The sequence below is a fragment of the Citreicoccus inhibens genome (assembly GCF_019039035.1).
Taxonomy (GTDB): domain Bacteria; phylum Myxococcota; class Myxococcia; order Myxococcales; family Myxococcaceae; genus Citreicoccus; species Citreicoccus inhibens.
This window is the reverse complement of the sequence record NZ_JAHNZT010000007.1, coordinates 129901-147555: the sequence shown is the minus strand read 5'-3', so window position 1 is coordinate 147555 and position 17655 is coordinate 129901. Positions and strand designations below refer to the sequence as shown.

Annotated in this window: 13 protein-coding genes; all 13 read right to left on the bottom strand. The window is 68.0% G+C overall.

The window, feature by feature from the left end; genetic code table 11:
• Positions 1-2: 2 nt before the first annotated feature.
• Positions 3-1241, bottom strand: a complete 1239-nt coding sequence (locus tag KRR26_RS12125; protein WP_217079874.1) for a PilW family protein — start codon at positions 1239-1241, stop codon at positions 3-5.
• Positions 1238-1765 (bottom strand): type IV pilus modification PilV family protein, encoded by a 528-nt coding sequence (locus KRR26_RS12120; protein WP_217079873.1) that lies wholly within the window; start codon positions 1763-1765, stop codon positions 1238-1240. The genes KRR26_RS12125 and KRR26_RS12120 overlap by 4 nt, the downstream gene beginning before the upstream one ends.
• Positions 1762-6000, bottom strand: a complete 4239-nt coding sequence (locus KRR26_RS12115) for a DUF4114 domain-containing protein (RefSeq protein ID WP_217079872.1) — start codon at positions 5998-6000, stop codon at positions 1762-1764. Before KRR26_RS12115 ends, KRR26_RS12120 begins: the two co-directional genes overlap by 4 nt.
• Positions 6000-6452, bottom strand: a complete 453-nt coding sequence (locus KRR26_RS12110) for a c-type cytochrome (RefSeq protein WP_158611562.1) — start codon at positions 6450-6452, stop codon at positions 6000-6002. The genes KRR26_RS12115 and KRR26_RS12110 overlap by 1 nt, the downstream gene beginning before the upstream one ends.
• 16 nt (positions 6453-6468) lie before the next feature.
• On the bottom strand, positions 6469-7131 hold the full coding sequence (locus KRR26_RS12105) for a hypothetical protein (RefSeq protein WP_328707114.1): 663 nt from the start codon (positions 7129-7131) through the stop codon (positions 6469-6471).
• 305 nt (positions 7132-7436) lie between these two features.
• On the bottom strand, positions 7437-7781 hold the full coding sequence (locus KRR26_RS12100) for a hypothetical protein (RefSeq protein ID WP_120209600.1): 345 nt from the start codon (positions 7779-7781) through the stop codon (positions 7437-7439).
• Positions 7782-7840: 59 nt separating this feature from the next.
• Complete coding sequence (locus tag KRR26_RS12095) at positions 7841-8161, bottom strand: c-type cytochrome (protein WP_120209601.1); 321 nt, start codon at positions 8159-8161, stop codon at positions 7841-7843.
• A 76-nt stretch (positions 8162-8237) separates the two neighbouring features.
• Positions 8238-8867 (bottom strand): pilus assembly FimT family protein, encoded by a 630-nt coding sequence (locus KRR26_RS12090; RefSeq protein ID WP_120209602.1) that lies wholly within the window; start codon positions 8865-8867, stop codon positions 8238-8240.
• On the bottom strand, positions 8854-10086 hold the full coding sequence (locus KRR26_RS12085; RefSeq protein WP_120209603.1) for a prepilin-type N-terminal cleavage/methylation domain-containing protein: 1233 nt from the start codon (positions 10084-10086) through the stop codon (positions 8854-8856). The genes KRR26_RS12090 and KRR26_RS12085 overlap by 14 nt, the downstream gene beginning before the upstream one ends.
• A complete protein-coding gene (locus tag KRR26_RS12080) occupies positions 10083-10601 on the bottom strand; it encodes a type IV pilus modification PilV family protein (protein WP_233577404.1) in 519 nt (172 codons plus the stop codon). The genes KRR26_RS12085 and KRR26_RS12080 overlap by 4 nt, the downstream gene beginning before the upstream one ends.
• Complete coding sequence (locus tag KRR26_RS12075; RefSeq protein ID WP_217079870.1) at positions 10598-14935, bottom strand: pilus assembly protein; 4338 nt, start codon at positions 14933-14935, stop codon at positions 10598-10600. Before KRR26_RS12075 ends, KRR26_RS12080 begins: the two co-directional genes overlap by 4 nt.
• A gap of 30 nt (positions 14936-14965) precedes the next feature.
• Entirely contained in the window at positions 14966-15772 is an 807-nt protein-coding gene (locus KRR26_RS12070; protein WP_217079869.1) for a hypothetical protein, read from the bottom strand.
• A gap of 194 nt (positions 15773-15966) precedes the next feature.
• Complete coding sequence (locus KRR26_RS12065; RefSeq protein WP_236068546.1) at positions 15967-17574, bottom strand: hypothetical protein; 1608 nt, start codon at positions 17572-17574, stop codon at positions 15967-15969.
• Between the last annotated feature and the right edge of the window lie 81 nt (positions 17575-17655).

Genomic DNA, 17655 nt, shown 5'->3' with positions numbered 1-17655 from the left:
GGTCAGGGTCCAATCGGAGGCAGGAGTCCGGTGGCCGCGAAGTTGCGAGGCGTCACCCGGAACGTGAACGTGCGCCGCTTGTAGCCGTCCTTCACCATGCCCTCTTCGTCCACGGCGGTGAGGTCCACGGCGTCTCGGTCAGCCCGGCGCGTGCGGATGGTCAACGTAATCTCCACCTCGCGCACGCGCTCGCGCAGCTGCAAGACGAGCCCGGCGTCCGTGGTCGGGAGGGGAAGCAGCGGCCCTCCACTGGCAGGGGGCGAGTCGAGGCTGCACTCCCCACTGCTCATCTTGGCGATCGTGCAGGCATCAATGGCCGGACGGCCCGCGGCGGCGTCGGGGAACCACCGCAGGTCGGCGTTGGGGCTGATGAGGTCCATGACGCCCATGCGCACCTTCATCCGCTCCACGTCGCGGCTCACCACCTGCCACGAGGTCGCGGGTCCAGGAGGCAGGTACTCGAGCTGCGGCTCCGTCCCCGCCGATACCCAGTTCACACGGTACGCTGCGCCCAGGGTCCGCATGATGCGCCAGCCGGTCTGCCTCCAGTCGAGCTTGTTGCGTCCGTCGTTCGTGGACGAGCAGGCGTCGTTTGTATCGCTATTGGTGCCAGGGTTCGCGTTGACCTTCTGGCTGGAGCTGTTGATGGAGGAAATGAGAATCTGGCAGGCGGGCAGTGGGGGGATGCCTGTTTGAAATGGGTTCACCACCAGCGCGGGCGTCATCTGCCCCGTGGGTGGCTGTAGATCCATGGGAGGATTGGGGCCGGTGCAGTAGTTGTCCGAGCCGCCTTCGCGAACGGAGGGGATTCCCGTGCAAGGCGCGAGCGTGATCATGGACTGCGTGTCTCCCCAGAAGAGCTGGAGCGCGTCCGACCTCATGTTCGCGTAGATGCCCGAAGGCAGACTGAACCCCATATCCGCCATCAGCGAGGGCTGCGCGACGGTGGTTTTCAGGTTGGGCTCCGTCCACGCGCTGAGCGCGACGCGTTGGTCGTTCTGCCCGAAGGACGTGGGGGAGTTGCCCATGCCCAGACCGGCGCGCTCGATGTCGGTGGTCAGCAGGTCCTTGACGGCCTTGCCGGTGACCTGGGCCATCATCGTCTGCTCCTCGAAGATGGCGCGCCGCTGCATCTGCATTCCCACGGCGAGGCCCGTCGCGAGCACGATGACGGCCAGACCCGCGGCGACCATGACCTCCAGCAGGGTGAAGCCCCGGGACTTCCCAATGCGGCGCATCATGGGGCCATCCGAGTCTGGACGACGACGACCTGTCGGCCGTTCCTCGAGCCGAGTTCTTCCCAGCTCACCGACACGCGGACGTTGACGAGGTTGCCCGTGTTGGTTCCCACCAGCGGGCGGGAGATGGACGGCTCACCCTGCGAGCCGTTCTCGATGGAGCCGGTCAGCGTGGGACCATCGACATCCACGGAGACCTCGTACTGGCGCGCCGTGACGCCCGGGCCAGGCGCCGTGGTGGTGAGCTGCCCCCCGGCGGTCTGGTACACGAGATCGCGCCGCCGGTCCCAGGCCGCCAGGTTGCTGCACGCCGGGGGCACGGGGTTGCAGCCCTGCGCCGTGATGTTCTCCAGGTACTGCTCGGCGATGAGCTGCGCCTGGATGGCCGTGAGCGTGCGCCGGTTGGAGCGGCTGGTCGCCGCCACCACGGTCATGGCCGCCGCGATGCCGAGCAGCAGCACCGCCATGGTGGCCATGACCTCCAACAGGGTCGCGCCTCGGGGCGCGTGTCTATGCAGGGATGTCATTGCGGCAGCTTTCCGTCCGGAACCGGCTCCCACAGGAGGATACGTGACCGGGTGGCGCCATTCGCGGACTTGCCGTTGTTCCACTTCTCTTCGCCGCGAATCTGCATGGAGCCTGTCGCGGTGAGGATGAAGAGATGGTTGTCGTGGACGATGGGCGCATTGACGCCATGGCCGTCCAGTGAGGTCCCGGTTGCGCTCGGCGTGGTGCCCGCGGTTGGAACCTGGGCCGCGACGTAATACTTGCCGCTCTCCGTGTCGCTCAGGTTGCAGACGTCCGCGGCCTTGCCCACCGCGGTGGTGGCGAAGACGTCCTTCTGGTTGATGGCCACGCCGCCCCAGACCGCCTGACCTTCGTCGAGCGGAGCCACCCACATGGGGGTGAGCGGATTGGCCGCACAGCCACCGGTGCCGGTGGGGTTCTGGTCCTCATAGCCGAACAGATGGTAGCGGTAGTGGCTCTTGTCGGCGGGTCCGTCGGAGAACTCGTCCGGGTTGTCGCCCGTGCCGAAGAAGAAGCGCACCGCGGGACCGTTGGGGCCCGGCACGAGCTTCACCGCGAGGTTCGAGTAGAGCTGCTGGTAGCTCTGGTCCTGGTTCTGCGCGGCGTTGGAGTCCGACGCCGCGGCCAGCGGGGCATCCGCCACGAGGCAGGTCTGGACCTTGGTGCCCAGAATGGCGTTGGTGTCCACCTTGCGCAGGTTGATGCGGTAGACATGGCCGGCCGTGGTGGGCACGTAGATGACGTCGTAGGTGCCATCCTGGTCCAGGTCCATCAGAGCGGACTCCGCGGCCACGCCGGAGTTGAGGTCCAGCGTGATGACGCCCGCGTTGGTGCCCTGGCTGGTGGAGCCGAAGTTGAGGGGGCGCCCGGTCTTCATGTCGATGAGGAAGACGGAGCCCGCGCGTCCCAAGGTGGGCACATAGTCGGTGCCGACCACCGCCGCCCAGACAGAATCCGTGGGGCCCCACGCGAGCCGGCCCACGGACGGCGCGTGGCGAGACCCCGTGTTGTCCGGCAGCTTCACCGCCGACGAGGTGGCGCGCGCGGTGCTGAAGGCGGCGTTCACCGTCGCATCCGCGAGGCTGAACTCCCACATGGGCAGCGGGTACCACGAGTCCGTGGGATTGGTGATGTCCAGGGAGAAGACCACGGGGCTGTTCTTGCCCGTCGCGGAGACGAGGACCGTCTTGGCGCCCGTGCTCCGTGAGGCGGTGTTTTCAGGAGTCCAGGCGGGCTTGTTCGAGATGCCCAGGTCCACGTTCGCGATGGCGGCGGACGCATCCACCTGTGGGCGCGGCAGGCTCGACGAGCCGGGGAACTGCACATAGTTGTTCCGATACCGGTCCAGCAGCATGCGCGGCAGGTAGGCGAACTTCTCCTCACCGGTGCCGTAGGCGCGGTTGGTGTAGGGGGTGGTCGTCTGGCAGGTGCCGGTGGGACGGAAGAAGCCGCGTTGCTGCTCCTTGTCGGCACAGGTGTCTCGCTTCTCTCCGCGGAAGTCGCCCGAGTTGAAGGCGTGGAAGACGCCATTCATCGTGCCCACGTAGGCAATGGTCGGCCGCTCCTTGAGCGGCTCCGCGAAGTTCCGGCGATACAGGTCGCGTTCGGCGGGGCGCGCGTTCTGGTACCACGTGTCGTAGAAGGGCGGGACCGCGAGCGCCACGGTGGAGAGGTTGATTCCGCCAAAGGGCCACGGCCGCTTCGCGGCGCTGGTGGGGCTGACGTCGTAGCGGTCTTCCCAGCCATACAGCCAGTCGATGAGGGCCTTGCGGTCGTTCTGGTCGTCCGAGGTGCTCTTCTTGTCGGCCGTGGTGCCGCTGGGCGTGCGGCACAAGCCGTCAGCGTTGAGGTCGTAGGCGCGCCGACCGTTGACGAGGGTGTCGCAGAGCGAATCGGGGAAGAGCGGGTTGGTGGCCGCGCTGCCCCCCGAATCCACCTGGGTGAGGTTGATGCGCGTGTTGGCGCCGTCGATGGTGTAGAGCTTGCGCCCCGAGGGGTCACCGCTGCCCGCGAGCGACAGCGCCATCACCCGGCCTGCCTCCCAGCGCTGGACGGTGTGCGTCACATCCGTGTTCTCGGGGTCGTAGAGTGACTGAAGGTACAGGTGGCCTCGGGGCGTGAAGTCCTTGCTCCCGTCGTACAGACGAGTGCCCGCGGCGGGCACGCCCGAGGTGGGCCAGTTCTGGCCCCAGCTCCTGCCGGGGGTCTCGTTGACGCCCCAGACCACGGCATTGCCGAGGGTGGAGGGTGAGGCGCGCGCGTAGTTGCCGGAGCGGACGGCCTGATAGCCCACGTCGATGTTGTCGATGACGGGGCGGCAGCGCTCGTTGGGGCTGCTGATGTCCACCTTCCAGCAGAGCTGGGAGCCGGTGAAGCCGAGCGCCTGGATGTCCAACTCCTTCACTTGATTGTTCGGGGCCGGGTCGAAGACCACCGGGATCCACTGCGGGTTGGCGTTCGGGGTGCAGGTGCCGTTGCTGCAGACACGGCAGTCCACCGCCACCGAGTATTGGATGGAGGGACGGACGCCGCTGGGCGGCGTGCAGGCACCGGCGACCTCCTCGGTCCAGCACGGAGCGCCACCCGAGCAGGTGCGCGGCGCCGGAGCGAAGTCATCCTGGCGCTTGAAGCGCACCTTGGTGATGGTGAAGTCGTCGGCGATGTCGGGCGAGATGTCTCCAGACACGGTCGCGGAGCGCAGGCCACCCCCGTTCTCCTTGTTGACCACGAACACCACGTCGTTGAAGTCGCGGTCACCGCCGCCGCTGAGGTCCTCGAAGCCGAGGATCCAGCGGAAGGGGTCCGTGGACGGCGCGCCCACGATGACGTGAGGCATGTAGTTCATGTCCACGCCACTGGAGGGAGGCGGCGGCCGCGCGAGCGTGGCCTTCTCCATGGGCATGTCCAGGTTGCCGTAGACCGCCAGGTTCTTCAGGCGGCCCAGCGTGGAGCCCAGGTCCGACTTCGGGCCGGCCAGCCATCCACACACCTTGGGGCCCGGGGGGTTCACCGTCGGGCATCCGTACGAGGTCACGCGGGCAGGGATGTCGGGGACGCAGCGGTCGTCATACGAGCACCCGATGTTGCGCTCCGTGACCCGCCCCGGGACGAAGTTCTGGTCCAGGTTCCACGCGGCCTTGGAGAAGAAGACGGAGATGGGCGTCTTCAAGTGGAGCAGGCACTTGCCGTCCGCCGGGTCTCGCTTCAGGCAGGGGAAGTCCTTGCCATCATCCAGGTTGTGGCGGGGCGCGTAGTAGACGACCAGGAAGAAGACGATCTCCTTCCCTCCCTGGATCTGCCCCAGGTCCACCGTGCGATCGAACTCCGTGATGCCGGGATCCTGGTTGGTGTTCCGCACCAGGCCGCTGGAGTCGTACTTGGAGACGTCGTAGTCCGGAATGCCGTTGTCGGTGTCGTCCGAGTCCGCGACGGGCGAGAGGTTGTTGTAGGTGGTCCTGTCCCCGTCGTCGTCGGCGAGGAGGAAGACCATCTTCCCCAGGCCCTTGCCGCCGTTCGCCACGGAGGCAGGCTCCAGCAGGTTGGGGATGTGTGGGAACAGCCCGTTGTCCGAGAACTCGGAGTCGCTCGCGGAGTAGGATTCGCTCTCCGACATGCCAAAGATATCCACGTCAATGTCTTCCGTGACATGGCCGGGGCGCGCGTCGGACAGTGGCTTGCGCTCGAAGACGCCCGAATTGCAGTCCTTCATGGCCAGCTCGGGCTGGGTGTATGTCTTTCCTCCCGAGGTGAAGACCTTGCCCGTGCAGCGCCGTGCGCTACCGATATACGGACGGATGTCGTTTCCGGATGGCGGTGCGAGGTTGAACAGGTCCTCGTGCAAGTCGAGGATGCCGTTGTTGTTCGTGTCCGCGAGGTTGCCGGTGGCATCCAGGTAGCCGCGGGCCTTCAGGTCATCCAGGTACATGTAGCCCAGCGCGTGTGAGGCGCCGGCGGACTCATACACGTAGCTGATGGTGACGTGCTGATCGAACGGGAAGTAGATGTGCTCAGGGTCCAGGCGCGCGAGGTTCGTGTTGAGCTGCAGGCGCGGCGGAGAGTCTCCCGTGACCAGGATGGTCTGATTGGCGATCTGAAGACTGCCATCGCCGGCGTTGAAGTTCGGCTGGCGATCCTGTGAGAGATCGTCCTGACACAGCTTGGCGGGGGCCGCGTACCCGCTCGCGGGCAGCACGAGCCAGGTAAGGGCCGCGAGGGCTCGGACGAAGGTGCGCATCACTTCCCCCCCGGGGAGGAGTTGGGCTGGTGGGTGTTGGCTTGCTGGCGGGCGCGCTGGGCCTTGAGCTTCTCTTGCAGCTGCTGGCGCAACATCTCGTCGCGCGGCAGCTCGAGCGGCACGGCGAGCGTGGACAGGTAGCCCATCAGCGCGTCCATGTCCTCGGCGCGCAGTTGCCGCGTGTCGCAGCCCGTCTTCGCATTCACCTTGTGCGGCGCTTGAACCCAGGTGCGAAGCTGCTCCGCCGAGCGATTCTGGATGGCCAGGTCCATGGTGGGGATGGCCTTGCTGTCGCGTGCCAGCGTGGGCTGGGCCTTGGCCTCCTTCTCGGGGCGCCGGGCCGTATGACAATGCGAGCAGGCTTTGTTGAAGAGCGTCTCGCCGGAGTCCGTCGCGCCCGCCAGACACGGTAGGAGCATCAGGGGCAGCGACATGAGTTTCATGCGAATCATGAGTGGCTTTCCGCGCCTACGGAATGGTTTTGACGTTGCCCAGGTTGGTGGGCGATTCCTGATCTTGATTGTTATTGAAATTGTTGTCGGGGCCGCACCCGCGGTTGACGCACCCAGGGCCATTCATGGTCTGGGCATTCCCGTTGGTGACCAGGGCTTGCACGATGGCTCGGGTGGGGCGCCCCTGCGGATTGACCACCTCGCCCACGGCGACGAGCCAGACCTGTCGGTTGGTGTCCGAGGCGAAGTTGCTGTCGCCGTCGTCGTCGTCTCGCAGGAAGACGCGGTAGCGCGTGCTGCTCTGCGTGGGGTAGTCCTCGTAAGGCTGGTTGGCCACCCGGGTGCCCGTGCCGCTGGCCAGCTCGGTGGGATCCATGGTCCCGGGCGTGAGCGGGTAGTAGTTCCAGCGGTCCGCGCCAGGGCCGGGGAGGACCTCGAACCAGGGGCGCCCCGGCGAGCCGAGGCCAGGCTCGGAGATGGGTGCGCCGAGGGCCGCGATGGCCTGGTTGTAGGTCAGGTCGCTATCGCCGAGCCGCAGGCGCATCACCTCGCGCCCCTCGGCCAGCCCCGCCTCCGCCGCGAAGAAGGCTTCCTTCTTCCGCCGGGCATCCGCCTGCGCATCGGACTCTCGCCCGACCACGCTGAAGCTGAGCATCACCGCGAGGGTGACGACCGCCACGACCCCCAGCGCCACGATGAGGGCAAAGCCCCCGGTCCGACGCTGCGCTGCGGAGTGATGTCTCCGGTGACCGCGGTCCCCCCGCGTCCTATCTCTTGAAGGCTGCATACGTCGACAAGCGGGCAATCCGCATGCCGACAGTCGTCTACCCTAATCTGCGGAAATCACTTAGAGTATGGCCTGCTGTTGCCGGGAGAACACTGCCGCCCCTCGCAAAGTTTGCGAGCCCCCTACTTTTTGCGGACCCATCCAAGACGCACTCACAGTAGGTCTGGTGAGACTCACGGGCGGGTCGGCCGCGGTGCTCAGCGGCCTCGGCGGACGCGGGCCTGGAGGCGGAGGAGGTCGTCGAGGGCGCCCGGGTCCACCAGCTCCAGCGCGGCGCTCTGGCTGAGCCCCTGGTACTGCCGGCGGTACTCCTCTTCGTCCTCCTCGTTGTCCTTGCCGCCCTTGTCGTCCCCATTGCCGCCCTTGCCGCCCCCCTTCCCACCGCCCTTGCCGTCTCCGCCCTTGGGCTTCGCGGCGAGCAGGGGTTCGGGGCGCGACAGGCCCTTCTCGATGCGCGGCGTGGACAGTGCCTCTGCTCGCACGGTGGCGAACAGGCTGACCAGGGACAGCACGAACACGAGGGCGACAGTGAGGTTCTTCATGGGCGGCTCCGATTCTCCGTTCCCCGGACGCTGGCGCGCGGGGCTTATTCAGGATCGCCCTACTTGCTCTGGAAGGTGCGGATGTATCCCACCAGCGCGTCAATCTGCGCCGGCGTGAGCTTGTCCTTGTAAGCCTTCATCTTGGAGTTGCGCGAGGAGCCATCCGCAATCACCTCGCGGATATCGGCGTCGGTCTCGGCCTTCTGCCAGGCAGGCTGGCTCATGTCGACGATGGACTCCTTCTTGCCCAGGGTCGTGTGCGCCTTGCCGTCTTCGCCGTGGCAGGACTTGCACTTGGCCGTCCACACCTCCGCCGCGTTCTCGGCGTGGGCAGTGGCAGCCAGCGACAGGGCCAGCACGAGGGCAACCCGCGTCTTCATTCACCGTCTCCGGAAGGGAGCGACCCAGGTCGCTCGGGATTCGGTGACTATACGGCGACGGGGCCCCTGCGTCGTCCTATGAGCAGCCGGGCGAGTTGGGGAGCTGGGTGCAGTCGACCACTCGGACCGTCCCCGTCAGTCCGTCCACGTCCATGACCTGGTCGGGCACGCCGTCGCGACGCAGCACCAGGCTGCCCAGGACGGGCGGAGTGGAGGCCTCGACACAGACGGTGGTGCCCTGCGGCGCCACCGGCCGGGCCGAGTCCCCCAACCAGCAGAGGCGGTCGAGCGAGCTGGCCTCCAGTCCTCGGGGGAGGAGCACCGGCTGCCCCACTCCCGGACCGCAGTCGCACGCCCCCACGCCGCAGGCATTGGTGGCGCACTCCACGCGGGGGCAGGTGGTGCCCCAGCTGTTGTCGCACGGCAGTCGCTCCCAGCGGATGCGGGTGACGGGGCGGCCGTCCTCATCGGCGGTCCACTGGGTCAGTCGCACCGGCTGGAGCGAGGCGCGGGCCTGCTGCCGGGCCTCCTGCATCATCAGGAGGATCTCCCGCTGCGCGCCTCCCACGCGCTGCCGCTCCGTCATCCCCTGGAAGCCCGCGACGCTCAGGGAGACAAAGACAGTCAGGATGGCCAAGGTCACCATCAGCTCCAGCAGGCTCATGCCCGAGCGCGGCCGGCGCGCGTGTCTGTCATTGGCCTGCATAGCCGAAGTTCCTCGGTGACAGGCGGATGACGGAGTGTCGCCGCTTGTAGCCGTCCTGGATGTTGCCGTCATCGTCGAGCCCTCCATCGGTGGCCAGGTCCGCCAGCCGGTCCAGTCGCGCCGAGCGCGCGGTGATGCGCAGCTCCACCAGCCGCACGCGCTGCATCAGCTTGTCGCGAGGCGTGTCCGGCCCCTCATCCGCCGAGACGACTGTCCCGGCGTCCCACGTGATGAAGGGCGAGCAGGAGCTGAAGGTGCAGGTGTCGAGCGCGGGCCGCCCCGTGACCGCATCGGGGAAGAGGAGCACCCCCGCATCCGATTGGTCCGTGGGGACGACGCCGAGGAAGACCTGGAGCCGCTCGATGTCTCGCGACACCACCGCGAAGCCCGCATCGGGGATGAAGCCATCGGAGTCCATCTCCAGCGCGGGGGCGCCGCCCTTCCAGTTCACGCGGAAGTCGCGCGCGGTGATGGGCATGACGTACAGGTCTGGCGCATCCCAGAGCTGGAGCGGGACGCCTCCGCCTCCGTCCAGGCCGCTCGCGACCGGAGGCGCGCCACACTCATGCGTCGAGGCGAGGGCGGGCAGCCCCGGGACGCCGGGCGAGAAGTCCACGGAGTATTCGCTGTCCAGCGGCGGGTTGATGGTCTGGTCGAACGTGCTGCCCAGCATCCCGACGCACGCGATGGGCCGTTTGCCTCCGGCGCCATGCGGCGCGACGACGGCCACCAACAGGTTCTTGAGCCCCTCGGGGGGACGGGTCTGCGTGCACAGCCGATTGCCCGTCCACGCGAACGTCCCGCTCTGGCACGCCACGAGGCGGAGCATGTTGCCGGGATCCGTCTCCCAGATGCGGAGCACATCCGAGCGCAGGTCTTGATAGGGCCCGGACGGCAGGGCGAACGAAGGGTCCGTGGCGAAGTCCGGCTGCGTCGTCACCCAGACCGGGTAGCGCAGGTCCGGCCGGCTCGCGGGCGTGTTGCCAATGGCGAGCGGCGACGAGCCCGCGCCTGCCCCTGCTCGCTGGACGCCGAAGGCGAAGAGGTCCCGCGCGGCGCGGGCCGCGTTCTGGGTCTCCATCGTCCGCTCCTCCAAGACGCCACGGCGTTGCAACTGCAAGCCCACGGAGATGGCGGCGGAGATGAGCGCGATGGCGATGGCGGAGGCGATGAGCAGCTCGATGAGCGAGAACCCGTGTGCGTGGCGGCGATGGTTCATGGGGCCACCCGCGTCTGCAGGGCCACGGCGCGTCGCTCCGCGCCGGGCAGCTCCCAGCTCACGGTGACGCGCACGTTGAGCACGTTGGTCAGGGGCACGGTGGCCTCGACGCGCGTGAGGCTGGGCGCGCCCAGTTCGCTGCCTTCGAAGGGGGGATCCACGTCGATGGCGACGTCGTACTCGAGCTGCGGCGGCGCACCCGGAGGAGGGGGGCTGTCCGAGGGCTCGCCGTTGGCGCTCCAGAACACCTTGCGCTGGGTCTGGTCCATCATCTTGATGTTCGCGCAGGGGTCGGCCCGGTCGACGTTGTCGCACCGAATCCCCGCGATGCGCTCCAGCTCCTGCTCGGCGACGTGGGTCGCCTGCGTCTGGATGAGGTTGCGGCGGTTCTGCTTGGAGGCGGCCAGCAGCGCGGCCATGACCGCCAACATGCCCACGAGCAGCACCACGGCGGTGGCCATGGTCTCCAGCAGCGTGACGCCGCGGGGCGCGCCGGTGAACGGGGCGCGACTCACGGAACGACCTCCTGGATTTTCGAGCCGGAGCGCACGTCCCAGATGAGGATGTTGGAGCGACGTTGCAGGCCCGCGCCGCCTGGGTTGTTGAACTTGCCCTGCTCGCCCATCACGCGGACCTTCGAGTCGGCCGTGAGGATGATGAGGTGGTTGTCGTAGAGCACGGGCGCGTTCACGCCCTGTCCTCCGAGTGACGCGCCGTTGCCCGGCGCCGCGACGCCCGCGGCGCTGTAGGCGTAGAGCTTGCCTCCCTCCGCGTTCAGGCTGCAGATGTTGGCGGCCTTGCCCGAGGCCGTGGTGGTGAAGACGCTGTCGCTGCTCGACGCCACGCCACCCCAGACGAGTTGCCCCGCCGCCAGCTCTTGCGACCACGCATACGTGCCGCCGCAGGTGGCGGACAGCGGGCGCGGATCGTTGAAGGCCATCAAGTAGTAGTGCGGCTTGGAGGCGAGGGGCATCAGGTCCTCGGGCTCGTTGGCCAGGTCCGGGCTGTTGGCGGTGCCGAAGTAGATGTGCGCCACGTTGCCGCTGCCGCCGCGCTCCATCTTCACGGAGATGCTGGAGAAGATGCGCTGGTAGGGCCGCCACGCGGAGGGCACGTCCGTGACGGTCTTCGCGTTCGCGATGACGCACGAGGCGAGCACCTTGCCCAGCGGCCGGCCCGTGGCGTCCACGTCGCTCGTGTTGATGCGGTAGATCTTCCCGGACGTCGAGGGGACGTAGAGCACATCGAAGACGCCGTCGTCGTTGGCGTCCACCGCGGCGACCTCACCGCCGATGCCTTCGTTGGCATCCGCGGCGCTGCCCAGCGTGACGATGCCCGCGAGCCGCGAGCGGGTGGTGCCGCCGGGCACCTGCACGGGCAGGCCCGTCTTCAGGTCGATGAGATAGACCGTGCCCACGCTGTTGGCGGTGGTGGGGTTGGTCGCGTCAGGCAGGTAGTCGCTGGCGAAGATGGCCACCCACTTCGTGCCGCCCGGGCCGAAGTCCATGCGCACGATGGTGGGGGCATGGCGTGAGCCGGTGGAGTCTGGCTTCACGGCCCCCGCGGCCACGAACAGGTCGGGCAGGCTCTTGCAGTTGGTGCTCGTGTTCGTGGGCAGGCAGGGCTGCCCGGTCGTGGTGAGGAAGCGGTCGCGCCGCATGTCGAACTCCCACAGCGGCATGGGGAACTTCGCGTCGCTCGGGTTGCTGATGTCCAGGGCGAAGAGGACGCTCTGCTTGGGGCCCGTGGCGCTGGCCAGCACGGTCTTGGCGCCCGCCGTGGGGGTGGTGGTGTCCAGGCGCCATTGATTGGCGGCGGTCGCGACGTAGCCCGTGGTGTCGCTGTACTCGCCCGTCTGTCCCAGGTCCACGTCCGCCACCGCGGGCGAGGCGTCCACGGTGGCGCGCGCGATGCTGGCGTCGCCGCGTCGGCGGAAGTTCTCCACGTAGAAGGGCAGCAGCTTGTAGGGCAGGTAGGCGAACACCTCGTCGCCAGTGCCGTAGTCGCGGCTGCTGGTGCACCCTCCCGAGCGGGCGAAGTAGCCCTGGTGCTCCACGATGCTCGTGCAGGTGTCGTCGTTCGCGCGGTAGCGGCCCGTGGCCAGCGCGTGCAGGTAGCCTTGGGTGGTGCCCACGTAGGCCACCGTGGGCCGCTGCGCGATGCGCGAGTCGCTCTGGAATCGCGACACGAAGCGGTCCAGTTCGTTGTTCGAGGACTTCAGCATCCAAGGGGGAATCCCAGGCGGTCCCACCACGGCGGCGGTGGAGAGGTTCACCCCGCCCATGGGCCAGGCGCGTCGCGTGCCCGATGTGCCGGTGGTGCTGTCTCTATATTCCCAGCCATAGAGCCAGTTGCGCAGCGTGGCCCGGTCATCGTCATCGCAGCCGTTCTTGCGGTTCAGGTCGTATTGGTAGACGCCCGCGGACTCGATGCCGCACAGGCTGCCGGGGAACGCGGGGCTCGTGCTGTCCTGGAGGTAGTCCGCGGTGGCGCGCCAGCGCTGGGGCGCGTTCTGGTCCCAGGACACGAGCTTGCGCGCATCCAGGTTGCTGGCGCTGGTGGTGCGAGTCCAGTTGCTCAGCCTCTCGCCGGAGTCCCACTGCGGCTGGAACGGGCTGTAGCCCGTGTTGGGGTCGTCCGGGTCGTACATCAACTTGAGGTGGACGTGGCCGCGGTCCGCGAGGTCCACGCCGCCATCGTCGAAGACACGCGCGGAGGGGTTCACACCCGTGGCGCTGAACCACGTCCGGCCCGGCGTCTCATAGACGCCGTACACGGCGGCGTTGGCCAGCGGGGTGATGGACGCGCGCCCGTACTCGCCCGCCTTCTGCGCCTTGTAGGAGACGTTGACGTCGTTGATGGTGGGTTGGCAGGCCTCGCCCGGGCTCTCCAGCACCGCCCGCCAGCACAGCTGCGAGCCGGTGAAGCCTCGCTCCAGGAAGTCATTCACCACGGACGTCACGTGCCGCGCGGCCGTGCCGCCGTCCGGGTCGGGCATGGGCACGTCCACCCACGACGGGTTGTTCTTCATCACGAACGTGGGTGAGGACGTGTCGCAGTTGGCGGTGCACTCCTTGCAGTCCAGCGCCACCTGATAGGTGATTTTGGGTTGGCTCAGCCCCACGCCGCCATCGGCGAAGCTCACCTGTCTGCGACAGGCATTGGCTGTCCCGCCATCGCCCACGAAGTACGCCTGGTCATCCACCTCGAAGGTGACCTCGGTGATGGTGTAGTCCTGGGCCTCGTCCAGTGAGATGTCCGACACGACATCCGAGCGATACGAGCCGTTGTTCTGTTTGTTGATGAGGATGACGATGTCGTTGTACGTCCGGTTGCCACCGGCGTTCTGGTCCTCCCAGCCCAGGATCCAGACGAGCGGATTGTTTCGCGGCGCGCCCACGAGCGTGTGCGCCGCGCGGCGGTTGTAGGACATCACGTTCTGCGTCTGGCCCGCGGGGAAGGTGATGCCGCCGTAGGCGCCGCCATCCTGCTTCAGCCGGTTGTACGCGGTGGAGCTCAACCAGCCCGAGCCCAGCGTCTTCGTCGTCACCGTGGTGGTGTTGAGGCTCTGGTGCAGGTCCATGTTGAGCAACGTCTTGGAGAAGAAGACGTTGATGTCCCCGTGCATCCAGAGGTTGCACTGCGCGCCGCCATCCGGGAAGTACTGGGTCGCGAAGCACGAGTCCGTGGCCGCGCCGTAGATCTGCTCCACGTAGACAACGAGGAAGAAGACCAGCTCGCGGTTGCCCTGGATGCGGCCCATCTTCACCCGCCGGTCCTCCTCGGTGATGGGCTCGGCCGCGCTGCGCCCGGGCTTGAGGCGACCATTGGTGTCGAAGGCGCTGGCCTTGTAGTCGGGGATGCCGTCACCGGGGTCGTCGTTCTTGTCCCACGCGATGCGCGGGGCCAGACACTCGGCGGTGCCGGATTGGGGGCACTTGTTGTCGTCGTCGTCAGTGGCGAGGAAGACGAGGTGGCCAATGCCCTTGTTGTCATTGGCGGGGTCGGCGGGCTCCAGCAGGTTGGGGATGTGTGGGAAGGCGCCGCGGTCACTGAACCAGCCGTCCACCTTGTCGGGGATGGCGGACGGGTTGAGGTTGTCGTTGCTGTCGAGGAAGTTGTACGGGCTGCCCGCGAAGTCGTTGACGATCTGCCCCACGATGCCGCCCGTGGTGGGCTGGGGGGGATAGCCCGTGCCGGCGTTCCATCGCGTGGGGCCGTGATTGGCCATGTAGCTGCCGCTGGAGTTGCACGGGCCCGTCAGCAGGTCCGGCTCGCGGAACTGGCGGGTGCCGCCGTCCTGGATGACGTGGTTGAACACCGCGCGGCCGGGGCAGCGCGGACCGTCGCGGCCGACATAGGCGCGCGCGGAGGGGCCCGCGGAGATGTTGTAGAGGTCCTCGTGGAAGTCCGGCACCCCGTTGCCGTTGCGATCCACCAACACGTCGTCGTTGGGGTCGTTGGGGTCCTTGATGTCCACGTACCCCAGGCGGATGAGGTCGTCGTAGTAGAACCAGCCGAGCGTGTGAGACGCGCCGTTGCCGGCCTGGTCATCCACGATGAGCCCTTCGATGTCCTGCTCGAAGGGGAGGATGATGCGCTCCGGATCCAACACGTTGAGGTTGGTGTTGAGCCGCAGCTTGGGCGGAGCGTCATCCGTGACGATGATGGCGCTGGGGATGCCTGCGTCGCGGGTGAAGGGCGGCTGCTTGTCCGTGCCCGTGGTGTCGATGCACAGGCCGACGCCGGTGCTGGTACTCGGACCGGTGCCTCCATCCGTGCCTTGAGCGAGGACGACTCCTGTGACAGCCAGCACACCAGCGGAGATGAGGACGCGTGTGAGGTGCATGGTGAATCCCCCAAGGAATGCGCGGTGCGACTACCCGCCGTAGACGTTGCCGGCTCCACCCACGACGCCCGTGCCGCCCGCTTGATGAGCGGCGTCACAGCCGCCCTTCTGGCAATAGCCGCCGCCCGAGCCGATGCTGTTCTCGTTGGTGACGAGGGAGCGAATGATGGTGCGGTAGGGCATGCCACCGGGCGTGTCCACCTCGCCCACGGCGACCAGCCACACCTGATTGTTCGTGTCGACGCGCCGGTTGGAGGTGGGCGCCTCGTCCGCGTCATCCACCAGGAACACGCGGTAGTGCACGCCCAGGGGCTCCGGGTAGTCCTCGATGGCCACGCCGGTCGGTCCCATCAACTCCGCGTTGGCTGTCGTCACCCCCGGGTCGATGGCGGCGCCGGGGCCACGTGACATCGTGTAGTCGGTCCGTCCGATGACCTGGTACCACTCGTTGCCCGGCGCGCTGGGCAGCCCGTCCGCCGTCTCGTTCACGTAGCCATCGGCGCCGCCGCCCGGCGTGCGCAGGTTGCCGAGGGCCTCGATGACGCCCGTGTAGTTGTTGCTCGCGCCGAGCAGGGACTGCACCACCACGCGTCCCTCCGCCATGCCGGCCTCGGCGGCGAAGAGCGCCTCGCGGGCGCGCCGTTCATGGGCTTGGAGGTTCGCCTCGGCGCTGACGGCGCGCAGCGACACCATCACCGCCGTGGTGACGAGCGCCACGAGCCCCAGCGCCAACAGCATGGAGAACCCGCGCTGGAGGTGGGCGCGATGGTGGATGTGTGTGTTTGACCTGGCGCGACGCGCGAGGTGATGAGTGTTCGACACCAGCTGCTTGTTCATTGCAGGACTCCTCGCCGGCTGGGGCGGAGGCGAGCCCTGGAGAGTCAGCAAGGCACGGGCCTGTTTGAGACAGGTGTCGCGTGCAGCAGTTGCGGGTGTTTGTCTTTAAGGGCTGGGTATGGGGTGACGCGGCTTTCGATGACAAACCGTGCGTACCGCGCAAACTTTGCGAGGCGCATTGCCCCGCGGGGCTGTCACTCTCCCGTACGGGGCCAGAACGACACAGCCCCGTGGGGAGGGGTCAACCAGACTGACTGGAGGAAGCGCACGGCGTTGCGGTCCGCGGTGTCCCCGCGCGTGGCCAGCACCTGCGCTCCGGCCAGGAGCCCCAGGGTGATGAGCCCGGCGAGCCAGACGCTCGGCGCGAGACGGCGTCCGGCATCGGACGTCCGCCCCAGTTCGATGAAGAGGCTCACGGCCACGCCGACGAGCAGCGCGAGCATCGCGAGCCCCGCCGCCTGCGTCGGGACGCCGAGGAAGCCGAGCCCGCTGGGCGGGAAGTAGCCGGCGGTGAGCAGCGGCTCCGCCAGCCCGAACAGCGGCGTCGAGACATCATCGGGGATGTAATTGATGAAGGTGGCCAACCCGGTGAAGAGGACGGAGGTCGCGCAGGCCATGGCCGCGATGCCTCGCGTGAACGGGCGCGAGGTGTCTCGCACGCGCTCCAGCACGAGCCCCACGGGCAAGAGGAGGAAGGGCACCAGGCCCGTGAGGTGACGGGGGCCCGTGGTCCACCCCCACGAGTCATACGAGAAGGACGAGGTGAAGTACGTGTAGCCCGCCAGCAGCGCGGCGGTGAGCCAGAACAGGGGACGCAGCGACGCGGACTCGCGCGCCTGTCGCTTCAACAGCGCGAGCCCGGGGAGCGCGAGCAGCAGGAACGGCGACAGCGTGAACAGGCCCCGCAGTGGGGAGAAGAAGGACAGCGCGAAGGCGCGCGGATCCGGCGTGCGGATGCCCAGGAATCCCCCCAGGTGCCACGGCTGGTAGGCCGAGTCATTGAGGTGCTTGTAGCCCGTCTCCAGCGGATGTCCGAACGTTGCCTGGTGGTAGAGCATCAGCCCCACCACGAAGGGCAGCGCTCCCAGCGCGGCGAGCCCCGTCGCGCGCGCCAGCCGTCGGGCGCGCACGGTCCACGGTCCCTCGCCGGAGAGCAGCGTGAGGACTGCGTAGAGAATCAATCCGAGCACGCCCAGCGCGCCCGTGTACTCGGCCGCGACCGTGGCCCCGGCGCAGGCGCCCACTCCCAGGTAGCCCCGCTCTCGCCACTCGCCGCGCGCGAGCCGCCAGAGCGCGTAGAAGCCCGCGAAGAGCAGCACCGCGGTCGTCTGATGACTCATGAACAGCAGCGAGTAGCTGAACGCCAGCGTGCCCAGGGCGTAGGTCAGCGTGACGGCATCCGCGACGCGGGCGGACAGGTAGGCCCCCAGGAAGCGGCGCACGAGCCACAACAGGCCCAGCGTGGGCAGGACCGTGAGCAGCAGCCGCGTGAAGAAGACGAGGGGGACTTCGGGAACCGCGTAGCGATAGCCACCGCCCACGGCCCTCAGCGCGGCGTACACGGGCACCGCGGCGAAGGACAGCAAGGGCGCCTTGGAGGGGTAGTACTTCCCATCCTTCACGGACAGGTCGCCCACCGGACCGTAGTCGCGCAGCGCGCCGTTGATGTCGAGCGTGCCGTACTCCACGAGCGCTCGGGTCTGCCACAGCCGGCACAGCTCGTTCGGAGAGCGGAGCCCAGGATGGTAGGGGAACAGCAACAGGTACAGCGCCGCCATGGCGGCCCATGCCGTGCGCGGCATTCCAGCGGCCCGAGGCGTGGCGATGGGGGTGGGCGCGCCGGAAGACGCGGCGGGGGACGCCCCAGGGACCACGGGCTCGGG